This window comes from Brevibacillus agri, from assembly GCF_004117055.1.
In the GTDB taxonomy this organism is placed as follows: Bacteria; Bacillota; Bacilli; order Brevibacillales; family Brevibacillaceae; genus Brevibacillus; species Brevibacillus agri.
Genome location: NZ_CP026363.1, coordinates 909,426 through 927,721 on the forward strand (window position 1 = coordinate 909,426; position 18,296 = coordinate 927,721).

At 55.9% G+C, this 18,296-nt stretch carries 17 protein-coding genes; 10 read left to right on the forward strand and 7 right to left on the reverse strand.

Annotated elements, in window-relative coordinates; genetic code table 11:
* The first annotated feature begins 106 nt into the window (after positions 1-106).
* Positions 107-1,318, forward strand: coding sequence for a trans-sulfuration enzyme family protein (locus BA6348_RS04600; protein WP_122953103.1), 1,212 nt, complete (start codon positions 107-109; stop codon positions 1,316-1,318).
* Between the two features lie 28 nt (positions 1,319-1,346).
* Entirely contained in the window at positions 1,347-2,801 is a 1,455-nt protein-coding gene (locus tag BA6348_RS04605; protein ID WP_005830307.1) for a sigma-54 interaction domain-containing protein, read from the forward strand.
* Positions 2,802-2,875: 74 nt separating this feature from the next.
* On the opposite strand, the gene BA6348_RS04610 is transcribed toward BA6348_RS04605, so the two are convergent.
* Complete coding sequence (locus BA6348_RS04610; RefSeq protein ID WP_005830305.1) at positions 2,876-3,205, reverse strand: antibiotic biosynthesis monooxygenase family protein; 330 nt, start codon at positions 3,203-3,205, stop codon at positions 2,876-2,878.
* A gap of 159 nt (positions 3,206-3,364) precedes the next feature.
* Positions 3,365-3,880, reverse strand: a complete 516-nt coding sequence (locus tag BA6348_RS04615) for a stalk domain-containing protein (protein WP_007777268.1) — start codon at positions 3,878-3,880, stop codon at positions 3,365-3,367.
* A gap of 225 nt (positions 3,881-4,105) precedes the next feature.
* Between BA6348_RS04615 and BA6348_RS04620 the strand changes: the two genes are divergently transcribed.
* Positions 4,106-4,792 (forward strand): uracil-DNA glycosylase, encoded by a 687-nt coding sequence (locus tag BA6348_RS04620; RefSeq protein ID WP_007777264.1) that lies wholly within the window; start codon positions 4,106-4,108, stop codon positions 4,790-4,792.
* Positions 4,793-4,854: 62 nt separating this feature from the next.
* Here the strand turns inward: BA6348_RS04620 and BA6348_RS04625 are convergent, their stop codons facing one another.
* The gene (locus BA6348_RS04625; RefSeq protein ID WP_025843678.1) at positions 4,855-5,496 is read right to left on the reverse strand and encodes a thiamine diphosphokinase; all 642 of its coding nucleotides are present in this window, start codon (positions 5,494-5,496) and stop codon (positions 4,855-4,857) included.
* A gap of 14 nt (positions 5,497-5,510) precedes the next feature.
* Entirely contained in the window at positions 5,511-5,936 is a 426-nt protein-coding gene (locus BA6348_RS04630; RefSeq protein WP_025843677.1) for a 2Fe-2S iron-sulfur cluster-binding protein, read from the reverse strand.
* Positions 5,937-6,082: 146 nt separating this feature from the next.
* Between BA6348_RS04630 and BA6348_RS04635 the strand changes: the two genes are divergently transcribed.
* Positions 6,083-6,991 carry a GNAT family N-acetyltransferase gene (locus tag BA6348_RS04635; RefSeq protein ID WP_122953093.1) on the forward strand — a complete coding sequence of 303 codons (909 nt, stop codon included), beginning with the start codon at positions 6,083-6,085 and terminating at the stop codon, positions 6,989-6,991.
* 17 nt (positions 6,992-7,008) lie between these two features.
* Here the strand turns inward: BA6348_RS04635 and BA6348_RS04640 are convergent, their stop codons facing one another.
* A complete protein-coding gene (locus BA6348_RS04640; RefSeq protein ID WP_005830296.1) occupies positions 7,009-7,818 on the reverse strand; it encodes an Fpg/Nei family DNA glycosylase in 810 nt (269 codons plus the stop codon).
* 200 nt (positions 7,819-8,018) lie between these two features.
* On the opposite strand from BA6348_RS04640, the gene BA6348_RS04645 reads away from it, so the two are divergent.
* Both BA6348_RS04645 and BA6348_RS04650 read left to right on the forward strand, forming a co-directional pair.
* Positions 8,019-9,176, forward strand: a complete 1,158-nt coding sequence (locus BA6348_RS04645) for a THUMP domain-containing class I SAM-dependent RNA methyltransferase (RefSeq protein WP_122953092.1) — start codon at positions 8,019-8,021, stop codon at positions 9,174-9,176.
* A gap of 36 nt (positions 9,177-9,212) precedes the next feature.
* Positions 9,213-11,909, forward strand: coding sequence for a DUF4855 domain-containing protein (locus BA6348_RS04650; RefSeq protein WP_122953091.1), 2,697 nt, complete (start codon positions 9,213-9,215; stop codon positions 11,907-11,909).
* A 153-nt stretch (positions 11,910-12,062) separates the two neighbouring features.
* On the opposite strand, the gene BA6348_RS04655 is transcribed toward BA6348_RS04650, so the two are convergent.
* Together BA6348_RS04655 and BA6348_RS04660 are read right to left on the reverse strand one after the other, a co-directional pair.
* Positions 12,063-12,281, reverse strand: coding sequence for a hypothetical protein (locus BA6348_RS04655; RefSeq protein WP_129552168.1), 219 nt, complete (start codon positions 12,279-12,281; stop codon positions 12,063-12,065).
* Positions 12,282-12,326: 45 nt separating this feature from the next.
* Positions 12,327-13,565, reverse strand: coding sequence for an MDR family MFS transporter (locus tag BA6348_RS04660; protein WP_005830290.1), 1,239 nt, complete (start codon positions 13,563-13,565; stop codon positions 12,327-12,329).
* A 700-nt stretch (positions 13,566-14,265) separates the two neighbouring features.
* Between BA6348_RS04660 and BA6348_RS04665 the strand changes: the two genes are divergently transcribed.
* The 4 genes from BA6348_RS04665 to BA6348_RS04680 all read left to right on the forward strand — a co-directional run bounded on the left by BA6348_RS04665 (position 14,266) and on the right by BA6348_RS04680 (position 18,098).
* Positions 14,266-15,378 (forward strand): aminopeptidase, encoded by a 1,113-nt coding sequence (locus tag BA6348_RS04665; protein WP_005830287.1) that lies wholly within the window; start codon positions 14,266-14,268, stop codon positions 15,376-15,378.
* A 195-nt stretch (positions 15,379-15,573) separates the two neighbouring features.
* Positions 15,574-16,509: an RluA family pseudouridine synthase gene (locus tag BA6348_RS04670; protein WP_005830285.1), complete on the forward strand. Its 936-nt coding sequence runs from the start codon at positions 15,574-15,576 to the stop codon at positions 16,507-16,509.
* 221 nt (positions 16,510-16,730) lie between these two features.
* Complete coding sequence (locus BA6348_RS04675; protein WP_007786144.1) at positions 16,731-17,354, forward strand: YhbD family protein; 624 nt, start codon at positions 16,731-16,733, stop codon at positions 17,352-17,354.
* A gap of 18 nt (positions 17,355-17,372) precedes the next feature.
* Positions 17,373-18,098: a polymer-forming cytoskeletal protein gene (locus BA6348_RS04680; RefSeq protein ID WP_235694598.1), complete on the forward strand. Its 726-nt coding sequence runs from the start codon at positions 17,373-17,375 to the stop codon at positions 18,096-18,098.
* The last annotated feature ends 198 nt before the right edge of the window (positions 18,099-18,296 follow it).

The following is an 18,296-nucleotide window of genomic DNA, read 5'->3' on the forward strand; positions in this document are numbered from 1 at the left end:
AGCAGCGGAAAAGGGCGGTTTGATGCGCTTTTTTCGTTGGCACGCTCCTTGCTACTACCATTCGCCAAAGGATGATGGAGAGGATCGCGAAAAAGGAGAGACGATGATGAAGACAAACGACTGGAAGCTGGACACCGCGATTATTCACACTGCTCAGGAGCCTTGCCGAAAGACTGGGGCGGTCGCGGCTGCTGTCGTGCCTGCGGTAGCCTACGCGTTTCCGGACGCGGATTCCGCTGCTGCCTGCGTGGCCGGAGAGCGGGCAGGGACGTACTACGGTCGGTACGGCAACCCGACGATTGAGACGCTGGAGCAAAAAATCGCCGCGTTGGAAAACGGCGAGGCCGCTTTGGGCGTATCGAGCGGCATGGCGGCCATTTCCGGGGCGCTGCTCGCTTTTTTGCAGCAGGGCGACCATGTGGTGTGTACACGGGACGTTTACGGCGGGAGCTACAAATTTCTGACGACGATGGCCCCGCGCTACGGGATCGCCGCCGATTTCGTCGATTGCACCGATTTGCAGGCGGTAGAGCGTTCGCTGCGCCTGAATACCCGCGTGCTCTACATCGAAACGCCATCCAATCCGTGCCTGACCGTGCTGGATATCGCCGCGCTGTCCCGTCTGGCCCACGCGCGGGGGATTGTCGTGATCGTGGACAATACGTTCATGACCCCGTACTTGCAGCGGCCGCTGGAATTGGGCGCTGACGTCGTCGTGCACAGCGCGACCAAATATTTGAACGGACACGGGGACGTCATTGCCGGGTTTATCGTCGGGAAACAAGAGCAGATTCAGTTCATGCGCAAACACATTATGGGCGACCTGGGACAAAACTTGAACGCCTGGGATGCTTTTCTTATTTTGCGCGGCTTGAAGACGCTCGGCTTGCGCGTTCGCCAGCATTGCCACAACGCCCAGGTTGTCGCGGAATATTTGGCGCAGCACCCGGCGATTTCCCGCGTCTACTACCCCGGCCTTGCGTCTCATCCGCAACACGAGCTGGCGCAACGCCAGATGGCGGGAATGGGCGGAATCGTCTCGTTTGAGGTCAAGGGAGGGTACGACGCGGCCAAATCTTTCATTAACGCGCTGCGTCTGGGTATGATATCGTTTAGCTTAGGAGATCCCGAAACGCTTGTCCAGCATCCCGCCTCGATGACGCATGCTTCTGTTCCCGTTGCGGACCGTCTTGCCTTCAACATCACGGACGGTTTGATTCGCCTGTCTACCGGGTTGGAGGATGCGCGCGACATTATTGCTGATCTAAAGCAGGCGCTTTCCCGCGTGCCTGCGGCGGATGCTGCGGGCAGAGGGTAAGGAACGCAACTTGGCAGGAGGGCCGCTCATGACCGAATTTTCCCGGATAGAGGAGTTCATTCAATCATACGCAGACAATATCGCCAAAGTGCTCGGGCTGGATGTCACGATCCTCGACGAGCAGGGGATACGGGTGAGCGGCACGGGCTACTATTCGGATCTGATTGGCTTGCCTGCGCCGGAAGGATCGTTTTTCCGGATGATTTTGCAGACCGGACAGCCGGGCATGATTTTTGACATGAAAAAGAACGACTCGCAGTGTATGAACTGCAAGTTTTTGCCGCAATGCCGGGAGCTGGCGACAATCGGTTTTCCGGTACACAAGCGGGAAAAGACGGTCGGCGTGATCGGCATTATCGGGTTTTCCCCCGAGCAAAAGGAAAAGATGCTGCACCATTCGGAAAAATGGATGCCTTTTTTGCAGCATACGAGCGCACTGATCGAGCACAAGCTGCTGGAACTGGACGCGGAGCGGGAAAAGGGCTGCAACATTCAGGAGGAAATGCCCCAGGCAGCGGTCAGCCCGGTGTACTTCGCCCAGCTCATCGGCGCTGATACGGGGTTGCGCGATGTGATCGCCAAGGCGAAAAAAGTGGCAAACAGCATCTCTACGGTGTTGCTCAGAGGGGAGAGCGGAACGGGGAAAGAGTTGCTGGCAAAGGCGATCCACAGCGAGAGCCAGCGAGCCAGACAGCCGTTTGTCGCCATCAACTGCGCGGCGATTCCCGAGACGTTGCTGGAAAGCGAGCTGTTCGGCTACGAAGGCGGGGCGTTCACAGGCTCGCGGCGCGAAGGCAAGCCGGGCAAATTCGAGTTGGCGCACAAAGGCACGATTTTTCTCGATGAAGTAGGCGATATCCCGTTGTCGTTGCAGCCGAAGCTGCTGCGCGTCCTCCAGGAAAAAACGGTCGACCGGGTCGGCGGCGTCAAGACGCTGGAGGTGGACGTCCGGGTCATTGCGGCTACGCACAAAGATTTGGAGAGCATGGTCAGAGAGGGGACGTTCCGCGAAGATTTGTACTACCGGCTGAACGTCATTCCGCTTCGCCTGAAGCCGCTGCGCGAACGGCGCGAGGACATCCCGCTTTACTTGCAGCATTTTTTGTATCGGTACGGGACGATTTTGCAAAAAGGCAGGCTGGAACTGGACGCCGGACTTGCCAGGCGGCTTGTCGCGTACGATTGGCCGGGAAACATCCGCCAGTTGGAAAATGCCGTGGAATACATGGTCAACATGGCAGAGGGGCCGACGATTGGCGATGCGGAGTTGCCGGAGTACTTGCTCACAGGCGAGGAGACGGTGGACGCTGAAAAGGCGGGAGCGGGGCTGGAGCAGTTGCTGGCTGATTACGAGCGCGCCATTTTGCAAAAGCATCTGGCGGACGAAAGGCATAGCAAGGACAAGGCGGCAATCGCCAGCGAGCTGCAAATCAGCCTCTCTACGTTGTATCGGAAAATGGAAAAGTACGGCCTTGAATTGTAAAAAACCAGCCGCTGTTTCGAACGGGCTTGAACTGCGCCGCGAAACAGGGCTGGTTTTGTGCGATCAGGCAAAAGCTAGACTTGCGGTTGGCGAGGGTGTTTGCTTGCTTTCAGCTCATAATGACCGCTTTTGGAGCTGATGATGTACTCTGGCCGTTTTTGTTCCCGCGCTTTGCGGTGGCCTTCGAGATGAGGCTCGCTCAGCTCCCACTGCTTCCACGCTTCTTTCGATTCCCAGCGGATCATGACGACCACTTCTTCTTCGCCTTTGCGCGGCTTTTGCACGAAAATGCTCAAATCTACAAAGCCCGGAGCTTCTTCCACCACGCCTGGCTCTCCGAAGCCTTTTACGATTGCATCGGCGTACCCTTCCTGAACAACGATCGTCTTGATTTCGACCATCATGAGCAAAAACACCCTTCCCCTATTGAATGTTGTCTTTTCTCATCGTAGGGAGATGGATTCTCGAAGTCAATCGGAAGTTGTCCAGTTACTGGAAGTAAAAGAGGACAGCGGCTCCCCTAAATGCCGCTGTCCTCTTGGGTATATAGGAATAAGTGCTGCTTACAGCAAAGACTTCACTTCTCCTGTGTTCGGGTTGACCACGAACCAGCCGTATGTGCTGGTGTAGCTGTCTCCGGACTGGAAGTTGTTCACGACCGTTTGGTACACCTGAATGACGTAGTGTCCTTTTTCGTCATCGTGGTCATATTCGACTACGTGTGTAGGAGTGAGGCTGGCGGCGTATTTCTTTTTGACCAGCTCGACTGCTTCCATTTTCGAATACATTTTCGCAACCGGCAGCTTGCCGATGAAAATCGACTTGGTTTTGGCATCGTAAATGACTGGCTTGTTCAGGTTTTCTGCTACGAAGCGGATTGGCACGTACACGGAGTTTTTGTACATGATGCCCTGGACATCGCTGTTTGGCGATTTTGGCACGCCTTCAAAGTAGTAGGTAAACGGCGTTTTTGTGTCTCCTGCCACATCCGGATAGTTCGGAGCCGCAATGGCGATTCCCGAAAAGAGTGCTGAACCGACAATAATTCCCCCAAAAAATGATTTCAAGTCCCATTTCATGTCGAAAAACCTCTCCCTTTGTCTAAATCTTCCCAGAAAACATTATGTCAAAGATCATGGGAGAAAAGCTATCAAACGAGGGTAATAGGAAACATAGACTAAGAACGGGGGGAAAGATAGGACTGGCAGAGCCAGGTCCCGGGTGGGGGCAGGACGAAACGATGGTTCAGAGATTCGCCAGTCTGTGGTAAGGTAATAGAAAGAATAGCGGACAAGGTGAGGAAAATGGCAATATTGCAAAACGACTGGGCGCCGATATTGGCGGGGGAATTTGAGAAGCCGTACTATTTGAAGCTCCGCCAGATTTTGAAGGAAGAGTACCAGACGCGAACGATTTACCCGGACATGTATCATATTTTTACCGCGCTCCACCTGACGAGCTACGAGCAGGCCAAAGTAGTCATTTTGGGACAGGACCCGTACCACGGTCCGGGACAGGCACATGGTCTGAGCTTTTCCGTCAGGCCGGGCATCAAGCCGCCGCCGTCGCTCGTCAACATTTACAAGGAGCTGCAAAGCGATCTGAATTGCACCATTCCCGAGCACGGTTACTTGAGCCACTGGGCAAAGCAGGGCGTCATGATGCTGAATGCCGTGCTTACCGTGCGGGCAGGCAATCCTAATTCGCACAAGGGCATCGGCTGGGAGCAGTTTACCGATCAGATTATCCATCTGTTGAACGAGCGCGAGAAGCCGCTTGTGTTCATCCTGTGGGGAAGGCATGCGCAGGAGAAGGCCGCTTTTATTGATAAAACGAGACATTGCATCATCGCTTCGCCTCATCCAAGCCCGTTCTCGGCCAATCGCGGCTTTTTCGGCAGCCGCCCGTTTTCCCGAGCGAATGCGTTTTTGCGCTCGCAAGGAATGGAAGAGATCGATTGGCAACTGCCGCTGCACGTCGAAGAAGAATAGTCGCAAAAAAGGATCTGCACCGTTTGGTTGTAACGGCGCAGATCCTTTTTTTCCTGTGCGGCTCAATCCTTGCTTTTGATGACGAGCAGTTGGCCTGTAGCGACGTCAATCGTTCCTGTCTGTTCCGTGAGCACGTTGCTGATGCCGAGCGTGTCGCCGATGCGCAGCGTGGCGTTTTCCAGCGGATACATGAAGCCGCGCAAAGTAATGCCGCTGACTTCCGCCGTCAAAGGCAGCAGGGAGACGTGGGCAAAATGGTCCTGCTCGATGCGGCAATGGCTGTCGACCAGGCGAATTTCATTTCGCTCATCGACAATGCGGCAGGAAGCTTTCGCCTGCAATGCTTTGTGCAGCAGTTGGACGTTGGCGAGCGTATGATCGAAGCGCGAGCCAAGCACACCGAGCAGCACAATTTCCGCGGGCTTTTGCTGAATCGCCCAGGCGAGCGCCATTTCGGTATCGGTCAAATCCTTCATCACGGGGTCGCATGAAGAGACGTGTAGGCTGTGGCGCTCGATTTCCGCCATTTCTTCGGCTGTGACAGAGTCGAAATCGCCAATCGACAGGCGTGGCGCGAAGCCGTGGCGAACGAGGAACATTGCGCCCCGGTCGACGCCGACGAGCCAGTCGTCTGGGCGAATGTGGCGGATGGCCCAGTCACCCAGCTTCCCTCCTGCGAAAAGTAGGATGCGTGTTGGTTTCATGCTGCTGCCACCTTTTAATCCAATATCGTAGAGCGAAAAGTGCTTTGACAAGCGAGGCGATAGCCGGAGGCAAGCTTTTGGTCCAGCTTTTCCGATTCCTGCTTGGTCGGGGCATCGAGCAGAGAGGTGCCTGATACGACCAGGACACGGCACTTCCCGCAATAGCCCTGCCGGCATTTGTAGGAAAGCGGCTGCCCCTGTGCCAGTGCGGCTTGCAGCAGCGTCTGACAGGGGGCCTGTTCAACCGAAATCGTTTGGTCGTGCTGCTTGACCGTCACCTGTTTGCGCTTTATGGTAGTCTGGGGCTTGGTCTGAAGTCTGGAAAAGCTGCCAGCTCGCCCGGTTGTCTCCGGCATGTTACCGGACACAGGAGTAGGGGCTGGCGTCTGCACGGGAGAGCGTCCGGCGATAAGAGAGCCTACGGTGAGCTGTTTGCGCATAGGAACCTCCCGGGTACGTGATTTTTTCTATCTTACCACGCGAAAAGCAGGCGTGACAAAGAAAGCAAATGGCCGAACAGAAAAGATTGAATTTTTCGACCTCTTCAATTAAAATAATTTTATCGAAAAGAATGGAAGGTGATGGGATGATTACCATCAAGCGGATGAGTGACTGTACGTTTGCTGAAGTGACGAAAGCGTGGAACAGAGGATTTGAAGGCTATTTTATTCCGATCGTCATGACGGAGGAAATGCTGGTGCAGCGCCTGGGCAGCGAGGGCTATGCACTGTCGTTGTCTGTCGTCGCTTTTGACGGAACCGAGCCGATTGGACTTGTCGCAAGCGGACTGCGGACGATTGGCGGCCAAAAAGTCGCGTGGAACGGGGGGACAGGTGTCGCCACCGAATACCGCAGGCAAGGAGTGGGCCGTCAATTGATTGACGCTACGCTTGCGCTGTACCAAGAAGCGGGCGTGGAGGTTGCCACTCTGGAAGCGATGAGCCAAAACAGCAAAGCGATTGCCTTGTACGAGCAAAAAGGCTACGAAGTGGTAGACCGCCTCTTGTTCTGGCAACGAAGCGGTCCGCTGCCAGAGCACGCTTTTCACGAGCCGACCCAGTCTGACTACCGGATCAGAGGCGTGCTGGCCCAGGAAGTGGCGGCTCTGCCGTTTTACGCGGGGGATGTGGCCTGGCAAAACCAGTGGCAGAGCTTGCGCGACGCACAGGCGCTGGTGGTGGAGGACCGTCGCGGACAGGCAGTCGGGTATGCGATGTACAAAACGATGGTCAATGAAGCCGGACAGGTGAACGCCGTCGTTTTGCGGCAATGCGTGGCACAGCCGGACCATGAAGATGCCCTCGGCATTTTGAACGTCGCCCTTGCCCATGTGTTTGCCCCGTATGAGCGGGATTGCCGCAGGGCCACATTCAATTTGCGGGCAACGGAAGGGCTGCTGCTCGATGCGCTTGAGGCAGCGGGCTTCGGACCGTCGGAAACCGAGCAGGTGTACATGGTCAAACAGATGAAGGCGGCAGAACAAGTCGGGCAGTGACCGGGCAATTTGCCCCTTCAATGCTGGCAGTTGGTACAGGCAAATACTTTGCGGGACGAAAGCTCGCCTTTTTCAATCGGCTGTCCGCAGCGCGGGCAAGGCTCTCCACCCCGGTCGTACACTTGGCAGCGCTCGTCGAATCCACCCGTCAAGCGGTCGCCGCGATACAGCGGCTGGTCCATGTAGCCGCCGAAGCGGATCGCTTCCGTAAGCACCGTCTGCATGGAATGGTACAGTCTCGCTCGCTCCCCGGCAGTCAGCTCGGGAATGCGCCGCGTCGGCAAAATTCCCGCGTGAAAGCAGATTTCGTCGGAGTAGCAGTTGCCGATGCCTGCGATCCAATGCTGGTCGACCAAGGTTGTTTTCAGCACGCCGCGTTTTTCTGCGAGCAGCTCAAGAAAACGATCGAGCGTAAAGCCCGGCTCCAGCGGCTCGGGGCCGAGCGAGGCCATCCTCTCGTCGATCTGGTCGGGGGTCAAAAGGTGCAAATAGCCAAGGCGCAGCCCGTGAAAATAAAGGATGCGCTCGCCAAAGGACAGCGTCACCTGGGCTGTTCGCGCCAGCTTGTCTTCCGCTGTGCCCAAGTAGAGGAAGCCGCCCAGCATGAGGTGCAGCAGCAGGACGTGCCCGCTCTGCAAATGAAACAAAAGGTGCTTCGCGCGCCGTTCGATGAGCGTCAGGCGGTTGCCCTGTACAGTCTGAACAAACTGCGCCGGGGGTACGTTAATCGTCTTTTCCCGCTGGACAGTGGCAGCGGTAATGGCAGCGCCGCAGATTTGCTGATGAAGCAGCCCGCGATACGTTTCCATCTCTGGCAATTCCGGCATTGGCGATTCTCCCCTTCCTGGAAGTGAATGTATTTTCATAGGATTCCCAGTATGGGCAGTCAGCATGCCAGACCCGTTCTCTTTTTGGTGGCGGGTCTTTTGGTATTGTTTTTGCACAAGATTACCAACCCCATTCGTAAATCGGGTAATATAGTATAAGGGTAAGCCCCGAAGCAATTTGGACGGACAGGAGATTACATATGCAAAAAGTAAAATTGATCGCTACGGCGACTTTTGGATTGGAATCGGTGGTGGCGGAGGAAGTAAAAGCGCTCGGCTACGGCCCGGTTCAGGTGGAAAACGGCAAAGTGACGTTCTCCGCCGATATTTCTGCGATTCCTCGCACAAATTTGTGGTTACGAACGGCCGACCGCGTGCGTCTAAAGATAGGGGAATTCAAAGCGACGACGTTTGACGAGCTGTTTGAACAGACAAAGGCCCTGCCTTGGGCCGATTGGATTACGGAAGACGCCGCGTTTCCGGTCGAAGGAAAATCGGTCAAATCCACCTTGTTCAGCGTGCCGGACTGCCAGGCCATCGTGAAAAAAGCGGTGGTGGAGAGTCTGAAAAAAACGTACAAGCGCGACTGGTTTGAGGAAAAAGGGCCGCTGTACAAAATCGAGGTAGCGCTGCTCAAGGATGTGGCGACGCTGACGATTGACACTTCGGGACCGGGGCTGCACAAGCGCGGCTACCGCGAGCTGATCGGTACGGCTCCATTGAAGGAAACGATGGCGGCGGCGATGATTTTGCTGTCCCGCTGGAAACCGGATCGCGTCTTCATTGACCCGTTTTGCGGCTCCGGCACGATTCCGATTGAGGCAGCGCTGATCGGACAAAACATCGCACCGGGAATGAACCGGGAATTTGTGTCCGAAGCGTGGCCCGTCATTCCGAAGACAGCCTGGAGAGGGGCGCGCGCCGAGACGCACGATTTGGCCCGCTACGACCAGAAGCTGGAGATTATCGGAACTGACCTGGATGACGAAATCCTCAAAGTCGCGCGCCGCAATGCCGCCGAAGCGGGCGTGGACGAGCTGATTCATTTCCAGCGCATGGACGTGCGCGATGTGCGGACCAAGCGCAAGTACGGCTATCTGATTTGCAATCCGCCGTACGGGGAGCGCCTGGGCGAGTGGAAGCAGGTCAGCAGGCTGTACGGCGAAATGGGGAAAACGTTTGCTGCCATGGACACGTGGTCTTTTTACATCATCACTTCGGACGAGCAGTTTGAGGAGCATTTCGGGCGGACGGCGAGCAAGAAGCGCAAGCTCTACAACGGCAACATCAAGGTGGACTACTATCAGTTTTTCGGCCCCAAGCCGCCTCGTCAGCCCATGGTTTCCCCGACCGAATAAACGCAGCAGAGGGGCATATTGGAGGAGAAGTTTGCAATGAGAAAGAGAACATTTGGGAGCAAGATGCTTACTGCCTGTCTGGCGCTGTCTGCCTTGCTGGTTCAGGTGGCTCCGCCATCGTATGCGGCAAATGAGCCACAGCAGAAGGCAGAGACCGGAAAAGCAGCGCAGGAGACTGTGGAATTTACCGATTTGGGGAACAGCTATGCACGTAACGCCGTCAATCGGCTGGCCGGGCTGCACCTCATCAGCGGTCAGGGCGATGGCCGCTTCAATCCGCAAAACACCATGTCGCGCCAGGATATCGCGGTGCTGCTGACAAAGGTAGTGGGCTTGCAGCCGAGCCAGATTGAACAGGCTGTGTTTGCCGACGTGCCGAAGGAAAGCCCGTATGCTCCGTTTGTTTACGGACTCGCCGACCTTGGCGTGATGACTGGCAGAGGCAATCAGACACTCGGCGGCTCCGATCCGCTTACCCGGCAGGAGCTGGCCGTCATCTTGTCTCGCTTGATGAAGGCGAGCGGCGTCACAAAAGCGCCGGCACAAAGTACGGTCGCCTACAGCGACGAAGCGGAAATCGCCGACTACGCCAAAGCGGCGGTCGAGGAAGTGACCAACCAGCGCTGGATGCAGGGCGCGGCTGGCAAATTCAACCCGGGCGGAACCGTGACCCGCGCGGAGGCGGCAGTCATCGCGGAGCGCGTGCTCGATGCCCGCTACCAGCAGGCGGAGCAGGTGGATTTTACGGTAGACACGCCGCGTCTGAGCGTGCTTGCAGGTACGAGCGAGCGGCTGGTGGTAAAAAGCGCCAAAGGGGACGAGCTGCCTTTTACCCCGATCTTCGCCTTTGATCGCCCTGAGCTGGGTACGGTGTTGGCAGACGGAACCTTCGTCGCAGGCCCGACTCCGGGAAAAGGGAACTTGACCGTAACAGTGGGCTATAAAACCGTGACGGTCCCGGTGGAGATCAAGGACGCTGGCAAACCGCCTGTCGCAGAGGCGGGAGAGTCTGGCTCAACTGGCACAACCGCCCCGACTGTCACTGCTCCTGCCGATAGCCCGCAAGCTGGCGAGAGCAAGCCAGCGACAGAGAGCGAGAAAACGGAAACTGACCCGGCAACGGCTGCCGACGATGCGCAGCAACCAGCAGAAGAGAAAGAAGCGGTCGAGCCTGCCGAGCAGGACGAGCTGGTCAACATCGCTCCTGGCAGCTTCACCTCGGTCGCTACTTTTGGACCGCCGGACTCGTATTTCCAGCAGGTGGAAAAGCAGTATCCAGGCCCTGTAGGCGGACTGGTCACGCCTTCCGAGGAATGGACCGGGTACAACCGTCAGTTCGGCCGCAAGGTGACGGTTGCGCTCAACGAAGCAAAGCCGCTGGAGCGGGTCGCGTTGACGTTCAAGCAGCAAAAAACGTCCGGGATCACGCTGCCGGAATACATGGAAGTCGAAGTGTCCCGCGACGGTAAAGCGTGGTCGTACGCCGGACGCGCTGTCCACGACGTTCCTGCTAGCGAGAATCAGGTGGTCGTGCGCACGCTCGCCGTCACGCTGCCTGATGTACAAACGCGTTACGTCCGGGTATCGTTCCCGGTGAAGGTGTTTGCTTTTGCCCGCCAATTGGAGGTCTGGGCGAAAAACGAGAGCGACTGGCAAGGCGGAGCTGTCCTCTTGCCGCCGCCAAGCCCGGCGAAAGCGACGCAGGACCAAAAAGCGACGCGCCGCGTGGAAAACATGCTGCTCGCTTACTCGGGAGCGTATGGAGAGCGCGGAACGTGGACGAAGGAAGATTTTCTGCCGATGGTCGGCTATCGCACTGCGGACGGCTACATGCGCGACCAGATGTTCGACACGATCCTTTTCCTGCCGTACCAGAACATGCCTGTCACCAAAGACGGCTGGCGCGGCTACATGAATGACTTGTTCGGTACTGGCAAGCAGCTCGATGCGTTGAACCAGGCGATGCGGGAGTACAATCGCCTGCGCGGTACGCTGTACACGACGCCGACCCAGGAAAATGTCGTGCTGGCCTTGCCGTATCCAAACGCTGCTCAAACCAACTTCGGCCAGATTGCGGACAACAAGCCGTCCTTGTCGTTCAATCCTGCGGGAATCGGGGAGGAACAGGCTTACCTGAACCGCAAGGCGGCGCTGGAATGGTACTTCCAGGAGCTGCAAAAGCGCTGGAACAAGGAAGGGTACGCCTATCTGAAGCTGGAAGGCATCTACTGGTTCCACGAGCTGATCGAGGACAGCGCCCCGAAAGAGCGCACCCTCATTCGCGACATGGCCAGCATGGTGCATAACGAAGCGCTGCGTTTTTACTGGATTCCTTACTACGGGGCGCCGGGCGTGGCCGAGTGGAAGTCGTTGTCCTTCGATTACGCGTTCCTGCAGCCTAACTACTACAGCGACAAGCCTGTGCAGCTCGACCGGATCGAAGGCGTGCTGGACGTCGTCAGCAAGTACGGGATGGGCGTAGAGATCGAAGGGGACGAGCGGATGTACCGCGATCCGAAGTTCTACCAGACTTACTACAACCAGCTCGTAGCTGCCCACAAGCTGGGGATGGACAAAAACAACATCCACGCTTACTACTACGGCTCCAAGACGCTGATCGAGTCGGCGAACAGCAAGGACCCGGTCATGCGCGCCATTTACGACGATACGTACAAATGGATGCGCGGACGTTTTGACCGGGAAGAATATTTTGAGGCGACCGAGCTGCCTTAGGGCGTGAAAAAAAGAGTCTGTTTCCCCGCGTGTGGTGGGAGACAGACTCTTTTTTGGTGCGTGGGCGGATTAGAGGTCAGGGCGGACTTCGCTCGTGTAGCATCGGACAGAGTCAGGCCCCTTCAAGCTTGCTTGCAGCAGCAGCGCTGTTCGCTACACGGGAGAAGACGGCATTTTTCCGAGCGTCTGCCCACGGATCGCTACCAGATCGCGCAAGATCGCCGCTCGCATCGAAACGAGCCGCGGACACGGGTGATAGTAGTCTTGGCCGTTGGAGCATTTTTTGCCGAAAACAGGGACACCGGACAAGGCAATTTGCTTTTTCCACAAGCTTTTCAGCGCAGAAAAGTGCCGCCATGACCTTCGTTGCAAGCACCTTTTATTACGTACAGGCTGCCACTCGTCCCTGACCTGTGCCTAGTCTGCCTGTTTGGCCGGGATCATGCGGAACAAGACGATATACAGATAGGCGCTGAGCAAGGTAATCCCGAGAATCACGCTGAACACTCCCAGCGGAGAGAGCCATTGGGACAGCCCGATCGTCAGCGGGGCAATGAAGCGTCCGATGGAAAACTGCAGCGAAGAAGCCCCCATATACTGCCCGCGCGCGTCTTCTGGCGAGTATTTGCTGATGAAGCTTTGCGCGACCGGCGTGCGGATCAGCTCGCCCAAGGTCAGTACGCCCATACAGGCGAACAGCAGCCAAATATTTGTGGTAAAGGCCATGAAAAACATGCCGAATCCGTACAGGACAGACGAAATCACGAGGCTGTTGCGGTCGTTCCAGCTTTCAAACCAGCGCGTGACAGGCAGGGTGAACAGGACGACGAGCAGGCCGTTTAGTCCCATCAGCCAGCCGAATGCGCTCGTGCCCCCCACAGACAGCTTCCAGTCGCCCCAGGACAGCAGCGTCTGGTCAAAGACGTGCTCTTTGATGTACAAAGCCATGTACATATCGAGCTGCATGAAGGCGAAAGCGATCAGGATGCCCGCGACGATGTAGAGGGCGAAAGCCTTGTCGCGGAAAATAATCGCGTAGCTTTTGAATTGCTGGGTCAGGGAAAAACGTTCCTTGGCCTTTTCCTGGCGAATGTGATCGGGCAGCGTCTCTTTTATCAGGAAAAAGAGGGCGAGCGCAAACAAAAACTCGATGATTGTACAGACGAGCAACAGCTCTGAGCGGTAGTGGACGAAAAAGAACGAGCCGAGAACAGGGCCAGCCACGACCCCGATGTTCATCGCGGTGTAAAACGTGGCGAAGACGATCCGGCGGTCTTCCTCCGTCGTCAGGTCGGCGACCATGGCAGAGCTGGCAGGCCAGTAAAGCGCCCCGCCAATCCCGATCCCGATAAACGCGATATAGTCAATCCACGGCGATGGGGAGAAAGCAAACAGGGCAAACATCGCCGTCGACGTACAGAGCGAGAGCAGCATCGTAAATCGCCGCCCTACCCGGTCAGCCAAATAGCCCCCGAACAGATTGAACAGCATGCCGAGCAGCGGCGGCACCATCAGGAGCAGCCCGGCTACGTCCTTGCCGAACGTATCGCTGAAGTAAAGCGCCATAAACGGAAAGTACATCCAGAAAAAAGTATGGGTAATCAGTTCGCCAAAAAGACGCACCTTTAAGTTCAAATCCCACGAACGCCATTGCATGACACAAATTCCTCCATTTCTTTTTACGTTCAAATAATCAGCAGGTGCCGTGACCGCGCTTTTTTCCGAAAGAGGACAAGGCGGCTGCTCTTTTTGGGCCAAACATCTCGATGCACGGCTCTTCGCGGGTTTTTCCACAACAAAAAGCGCAAACGGCTGGAGAGACAATGCTCTTTTCCGCTTGCGCTTGATCGGACGATACAAGGGTGGCAGGAAAATCCGAAAAATCGGGGAGCAAAGAAGGCTTTGTGCCCACGAAAAAAGGGTACAAAAAGCCAACTGCTCACACCGCGTATCGGCACCCACCAGTCATATCGGGAAAAAGACGGAAGCGGTTCAGGCATCCTGCAGTATCAAACGATAGATAGGGTTGGTAAGAGGCGGGGCCTCTCAGCAAAAGGCCCTACCTAAGCAGTGATAACTACAGAAAACACCATGAACTCAGCACTCCCGTCTTTCAAAATATTTGAACAGGTAAACTCTTGTTGATTAGAATACTCTACGGAAATGATTTTAGGCAAGAGAAATTTTCGCTTTTTTTGGAATTGTACCAAGCGCTGTCAGCTTCCGCCCCGTTGCGCGCTCGCAGGTGGTATGATAGTCAGGACGAGGCGGACAGAGTCGGAGCCTGATTGAAAAAGCGCCGCACATTCGGTAAAATATTTTTTATTAAGTTCATGATGAAAACGGGGGAGATTGAATGTTGGACACTCGAATTGTCAAGCTGGCAGAAAATCTGCTCAGTCATTCCGTGCGGTTGCAGGAAAAGGAAACGCTGTTGATTGAAGTGCGCGGGGAAGGCCACGCGCTGGCAAAAGAGCTGGTCAAGCAAGCGTACGCCAAGGGAGCCTATCCGTTTGTGCGGGTTCTGGACATGCAAATCCAGCGGGAGCTGATGATGGGAACAAGCGCAGAGCGGGCGACCCATCTGGCCAAGTGGGAAGAGCCGATGTTCAAGGATCTCGATACGTATATCGTTATCAACGGCCCGTCCAATGACAGCGAAATGTCAGATGTGCCGGTAGACCGTCGCCGCGCCCACCAGAGCGTGATGCAAGAGCTGAACGATTACCTCGTATCGAATGTGCGCTGGACGCTGCTCAACTACCCGACAACGGCGATGGCCCAGAGTGCCAACATGTCTACAGAGGCGTTCGAAGACTTTTACTTCGATGTCTGCTCCCTGGACTACAAAAAGATGCACGAGGCATTCCTCCCGTTGAAACAATTGATGGACCGCACAGACAAAGTGCGTCTGGTCGGGCCGGGAACCGACCTGCGCTTCTCGATCAAGGACATCCCGAACGTCATCTGCTCCGGACTGCGCAATATCCCGGACGGCGAAATCTTCACCGCACCTGTGCGCGATTCGGTGAACGGCAAGATTACGTTCAACACAGCGACCAGCTATATGGGCACCCGGTTTGAAAATGTCAGCCTGACGTTTGAAAACGGCAAAATCGTAGAAGCGACCGCCAACAACACCGAGAAGCTCAACCAAATTTTCGACACGGACGAAGGCGCGCGGTACATCGGCGAGTTTGCGATCGGCGTGCACCCGTACATTTTGCATCCGATGAACGACATCCTGTTCGACGAGAAGATTGCGGGCAGCTTCCACTTCACGCCAGGCCGCGCGTATGAAAACGCGGACAACGGCAACCGCAGCCAGATCCACTGGGACATGGTGAATATCCAGCGCCCTGAGTACGGCGGCGGCGAAATCTGGTTTGACGACGTCCTGATTCGCAAGGACGGCCTGTTTGTCCTGCCTGAGCTGCAAGGGCTGAACCCGGAAAACCTGAAAGGGTAACCACGAGAAAAACAAGCCATCATGCTACGAGCATGGTGGTTTTTTTGGCAACGATAGTTTCCGCCAAAGGCTTGGCGCAGCCGAGATTGCTGTGGCCTGCAGGCAGCTTGCGGGAGCGCGGGCAATTTGGGAGGCGGGCATGTCAGGCGTCCTTTTGCTACAATAGGGAAAAAGCATGGAACAGAGGGATCAGACGTGAGCCGCAAAGACTGGATGGAATACACCGTCAAGGAAGAAGACACCGGAATGAACGTGGAACAAATTGTCCGGCAAAAGCTGAGCGTATCCGGGCGCATGATGCAGCGGCTGACGAGAAGCAAAGGGATTTTGCTCAACCGCAAGCCGCCTTTTTTGCAGCGGCAGGTGAAGGCGGGAGATGTGATCGCTGTGCGCGTAGCCGATCGGCAGGAGCAGCTTCAACCGCCGCCGCAGCTTGCTGCCCAACCGTTGACCACGGACAGCAAGGTTGTTCCGGTGGACATTTTGTATGAGGACGATCATTTGCTGGTCGCAAACAAACCGGCAGGCTTGATGGTGCATCCCGTCAAGCAGGAGCATAATGAAACATTGTTGCACTCGTTGGCTGATCTGTTCGCCAAAAGGGGAGAGAGCGTCAGCATCCATCCCGTGCATCGACTCGATAAAGACACCTCCGGGGCCATCCTCGTGGCAAAGAGCAGCTACGGCCATCAGTTGGCTGACCGGGTCCTGCGCGAAGGAGGCCTGCACCGCGAATATTTGGCCGTAGTCAGCGGACGGCTGGCAGATGGCACGGGGACGATTGAAGCGCCCATCGGCAAAGACCCGCGCCATCCGACGAAAAGGCGGGTGACAGACGGCGGAGATCACGCTGTCACGCACTACGAGGTGAAACAGACTTCGGAAGGGATGTCTCTCGTCCGCGTCTGGCTGGAGACGGGGCGAACGCACCAAATACGCGTACACTTCGCCCATATCGGCCACCCGCTCGCAGGAGACACGCTGTACGGCGGAGCGAGAGGGCTGTTGCGCAGGCAGGCATTGCATGCCGCCAGCTTGCGCTTTGTGCATCCGCTGCTCGAAAAGGAGCTGGCGGTAGAAGCTCCGGTGCCAGCAGACATGAGGCGGTTGCTGCAGGCTGAATTTGCATAGGTGTGAGGAAAAGAAAAGGACTTTGCCAGAAGTCCTTTTTTTCGTATAGAGCCGATGTTTATCCGGCATGCGTGCAAGATGGCGAGACTGGGGACGAAGGGAGAAGCAAGACTCAAGGCCGCGTCAATGGCCTGGCTCAGCCAAATTTTCTAATGGGCAAAACGAAAGGGAGTTGAATAACGTAACAGTGTTATGTTACATTGTTTTTGGAGGTGCTTTACATGGACCCTAACCTGATCTCAAAAAAGGAGTTGCTGGAGCTGACGGGGATATCGTACGGCCAACTGTACCGCTGGAAGCGCAAAAACCTGATTCCAGAGGACTGGTTTATTCGGCGGGCGACTTTTACCGGACAGGAAACCTTTTTCCCGCGAGAACAGATCATGAACAGGATCGAAAAGATCGTTCACATGAAAGACGACTTGTCTCTCGATGAGCTGGCCGACATGTTTTCCCCCAATTTGGCTAGTACGCAACTGACCTCCGACGAGCTGCTTGCGCGAAACATTGTTTCTGTGCATTCCCTGGAGCTGTTTGCAAAGTACTACGGCAAGCCGGAGGTGTACTCGTTCGAGCAGATGCTGTACGTCTACGTCCTGGATCGGTTGTTGAAAACGGGGGAAATGAGCGTCGACGAGAGCGGCGGGCTGTTGCAGGTGCTGGTCGATCACTATCCGAGCTTTGAGGGCAAGGCTTGCGAACTGATTTTTGTGCGGAAAATGGGGATTTCCACGTTTGCGCTGGTGCAAGGCTCCGCTGATCTGCATTTTGACAGCGGGACGAAATGGGTGGTTCGGCTGAACTTGGCCGCATGCATAGAAGAGTTGAAAGCAAAAATCTTGTAGGCATAGGAGATGAAGGCGATGAGCGAAAACAAGCCAGACCTCGTCATTCACGGCTCGGTGAATGCTTCGGGAGGCACGTATAACAAAGTAGATGTGCAGGGCTTTGGCAAAATCAAAGGGGATGTGGAGTGCGAGACGCTGCATTGCGCGGGCCATCTCGGCATCGCCGGGAATGTGCGGGGAGCATCGGCAAAGGTGGAGGGAAATTCGTCCATCAGCGGCAACGCCGAGCTGGAAACGATCGAGGTGTACGGCCAGCTCGATGTGGATGGTGACTTGTCTTTTACCAAAATGAGAGTAGACGGCAACACGAAGGTGCGCGGCAGCCTGACAGGCGAAGAAGTGAAGGTGCGCGGCATGCTGAAGACGACAGGGGATTGCGAAGCAGAAGTGTTCTCTGCAAAAGGCGCGTTTACCGTTGGCGGCCTGCTGAATGCAGGGCGGATCGAAGTCTATCTGCACGCCGGCTGCGAGGCAAAGGAAATGGGCGGAGAGTACATCGAGGTCCGCAAAGGAGGCAGCAGCACGCTCAACAAGCTGTTGAAGCACATTTTTAACAACGCCTTCATCCTCTCGGTAGACACGATTGAAGGCGATGACATTTATTTGGAATATACACACGCCAAGGTCGTTCGCGGCAAAAACGTCGAGATTGGACCGGGCTGCGAGATTGAGCTGGTCGAGTCTTCGGAAGAGTTTCGTCTCGATCCCGACTCCCAGGTCAAGCAGCATGTAAAGCGGTGAGGCCGACAGGTTGAAACCCTCGGCTTGGCATTTGGATATCCGGCTGCCATATGCCGTGGTGTACATCTCTGGGAAAAGAGCAGTTGCAAAAAAAGCATGCGAAAACTCATTCTGGCAAAGCAACAAACGGCCTAGAGTAGCGGGTGGATGCTATGCAGCCGGACAAAAAACAAGCTGAGGGAGAGCTTGTTTTTTTGT

What these genes read in the sequence shown, in the direction of transcription:
- BA6348_RS04610 (WP_005830305.1), bottom strand. Translation starts at nt 3,205, where the DNA reads ATGATGGTCGAAATCAAGACGATCGTTGTTCAGGAAGGGTACGCCGAT.
- BA6348_RS04650 (WP_122953091.1), top strand. Translation starts at nt 9,213, where the DNA reads ATGAGAAAGAGAACATTTGGGAGCAAGATGCTTACTGCCTGTCTGGCG.
- BA6348_RS04605 (WP_005830307.1), top strand. Translation starts at nt 1,347, where the DNA reads ATGACCGAATTTTCCCGGATAGAGGAGTTCATTCAATCATACGCAGAC.
- BA6348_RS04600 (WP_122953103.1), top strand. Translation starts at nt 107, where the DNA reads ATGAAGACAAACGACTGGAAGCTGGACACCGCGATTATTCACACTGCT.
- BA6348_RS04645 (WP_122953092.1), top strand. Translation starts at nt 8,019, where the DNA reads ATGCAAAAAGTAAAATTGATCGCTACGGCGACTTTTGGATTGGAATCG.
- BA6348_RS04615 (WP_007777268.1), bottom strand. Translation starts at nt 3,880, where the DNA reads ATGAAATGGGACTTGAAATCATTTTTTGGGGGAATTATTGTCGGTTCA.
- BA6348_RS04620 (WP_007777264.1), top strand. Translation starts at nt 4,106, where the DNA reads ATGGCAATATTGCAAAACGACTGGGCGCCGATATTGGCGGGGGAATTT.
- BA6348_RS04635 (WP_122953093.1), top strand. Translation starts at nt 6,083, where the DNA reads ATGATTACCATCAAGCGGATGAGTGACTGTACGTTTGCTGAAGTGACG.
- BA6348_RS04665 (WP_005830287.1), top strand. Translation starts at nt 14,266, where the DNA reads ATGTTGGACACTCGAATTGTCAAGCTGGCAGAAAATCTGCTCAGTCAT.
- BA6348_RS04625 (WP_025843678.1), bottom strand. Translation starts at nt 5,496, where the DNA reads ATGAAACCAACACGCATCCTACTTTTCGCAGGAGGGAAGCTGGGTGAC.
- BA6348_RS04680 (WP_235694598.1), top strand. Translation starts at nt 17,373, where the DNA reads ATGAGCGAAAACAAGCCAGACCTCGTCATTCACGGCTCGGTGAATGCT.
- BA6348_RS04630 (WP_025843677.1), bottom strand. Translation starts at nt 5,936, where the DNA reads ATGCGCAAACAGCTCACCGTAGGCTCTCTTATCGCCGGACGCTCTCCC.
- BA6348_RS04640 (WP_005830296.1), bottom strand. Translation starts at nt 7,818, where the DNA reads ATGCCGGAATTGCCAGAGATGGAAACGTATCGCGGGCTGCTTCATCAG.
- BA6348_RS04675 (WP_007786144.1), top strand. Translation starts at nt 16,731, where the DNA reads ATGGACCCTAACCTGATCTCAAAAAAGGAGTTGCTGGAGCTGACGGGG.
- BA6348_RS04660 (WP_005830290.1), bottom strand. Translation starts at nt 13,565, where the DNA reads ATGCAATGGCGTTCGTGGGATTTGAACTTAAAGGTGCGTCTTTTTGGC.